Raw genomic sequence first — 2,164 nt, 5'->3', positions numbered from 1 at the left:
GGTTCGATAGGGGGGCATAAATCGACTCAATCCTTATCTGGCAAGAGATTTAATTGATTAGTTCGCTCCAGATCGCAAACAATTGACAAAAATTGCGGCAATGTCTGTCTCTATAAAGGTTTCATTCTTTATAACCCCGTCCATTGCATAAGACAAACCGAAGAACCGGTACTTATCAAGTAAAAGTAAAAAGTTCCCTGTTGCGGTGTTGCCTACTTGCTATTGAATAAAGAACGAATTGCCTGATGTTTAGGGTGATCAAATTCTGGGGGAACCTTGCGGGTATCGGTAATCAACCAATCCAAGGCTGCCGCTTCCACATCGATCGCCGCGCCGGTTTTATCAACACAATAGCGCCCAAAGACCAACTTATCCACCAAACGGGCCCCTGAACCGAGGCGAGAATATTCAAAAATAACGCTATTATCCACTGTCGCGCCGCCACAAATCCAACAATTTGGGCCAATCATACTCGGACCGACAATTTTCGCCCCGTCTTCAATGCGCGTCATTGCCCCGATATACACAGGTCCGGTGATATCGACTCGATCCCAGTTTACCCCCACATTTAAGCCCGTGTAGATGCCCGGTTTGACTTCGATGCCGGGGATAGCAACATTTTTAATTTTCCGGGATAACACCCCGCGAATTGCCTGCCAGTAGTCGGGGACTTTACCAATATCCACCCATTCAAAATCCATGTTTAAAGCGTAGAAAGGCGCAGCTTTAGCGACTAATTGGGGGAATAATTCGCCCCCGATGTCGTATTTACTATTAGGGGGAATAAAATCAATGATTTCTCGTTCAAAAATATAGATCCCCGTGTTAATGCAGGTACTTAAAGCTTCATCGATGGCCGGTTTTTCTTGGAAACTGAGAATCCGTCCCTCCTCGTCGCTAACTACCACCCCATAACTGGATACTTCCTCTCTGGGGACGGTTTTGGTGACAATAGTGGCGATCGCTCCCTTTTCCCGATGCCATTTAACGGCTGCGGTTAAATCAAGATCGATCAGCGCATCACCACAGAGAACCACAAAAGTATCGTCAAAAAAGGGATTAAAATCTTGAATTCGTCGTAAACCGCCCGCCGATCCTAGGGCATCACCGATTAACTCGCCCTCTTCGATTCTACCCTCGAAAGAATAGCCGATATGCACCCCAAAACGCTGACCATCGCGGAAATAACTCTCAATTTCTTCGGCTAAATGACTAACATTGACCATGATCTGATCAAAGCCATGCTGTCGCAACAGTTCCAACAAAAACTCCATCACCGGCTTTTGTAAAATCGGGATCAGGGGTTTGGGAATCGTATGGGTAATCGGACGGACGCGAGTTCCTTTGCCAGCCGCCAAAATCATGGCTTTCATTGATGTTTATTTCCTTTTGCGATCGAGGTTTGTAGTTAAATCATGCCTAGTGTATCATTACTGGCTCGGAATCAGTGGTTATCGATCCTCTTGGGGGTACCTCGAAAAATAGATTTACTTCAGCATTGCACCGCCTGAAACCCTGATGAAAGCTTGGTTTATTCTCAATTAGTGCGAAGATTTTCTCAATAAGTCCAATTGATCGAGCTACCCCTTGAGTAATTGATAACGGGAAAAAGTGAGAGATTTAACCCAGATTACACTGATGGACAAAATTAACAAATCAACTTTGCTGTAACTCATACTACTCAGTCCTCTAGGCTAAGATGATCAAAAAAACGCAAGTTTTTAAATTGATGGGCAAAAAAAGTTTAATTTTAGCCAATAACCAAGGCGTTATGTCTAGGCTACCTCGAAAAATCGAATTTTGAGGGACGGAGCGCCTTGTTAGTTCTTGAAAATAATTCCCTCTTCATCAATGTAGATCAAGGAGATTTCCTCGACCAACACTTTGTTAACAAAATCTTTTATTCGAGGTGTCCTTGAGCATTAGATCAACCTAGACTCCTTGCCTAATTTCCCCAACAATCCGGTTAACCCCAAGAAGTCTAGGCGAAAAATGGTGAGCAAAAATTTGACTACTTGAGATATTGACACTCCCGTCGCGCTTATGCGAGGGATTCTTGGTTCACTGACTCAAGTTGTCTTAGCAGGTATTTCTACCAACCAAAATAGAGCTTAAATCTCCCCAAGCGTTTAGGTCTGACGACCAGCTTCCGATATGCCCTATC

The 2,164-nt window shown here is 44.2% G+C and carries 1 protein-coding gene; it reads right to left on the bottom strand.

The annotated features are described in order from the left end of the window. Window positions 1-212 precede the first annotated feature (212 nt). Window positions 213-1,373, bottom strand: coding sequence for a nucleotidyltransferase family protein (locus O9332_RS23415; RefSeq protein ID WP_288027640.1), 1,161 nt, complete (start codon window positions 1,371-1,373; stop codon window positions 213-215). Window positions 1,374-2,164 lie beyond the last annotated feature (791 nt).

The sequence above is a fragment of the Microcystis sp. LE19-10.1B genome (assembly GCF_027530565.1).
GTDB lineage: Bacteria > Cyanobacteriota > Cyanobacteriia > Cyanobacteriales > Microcystaceae > Microcystis > Microcystis aeruginosa.
This window is presented reverse-complemented; position numbering and strand designations above follow the sequence as displayed.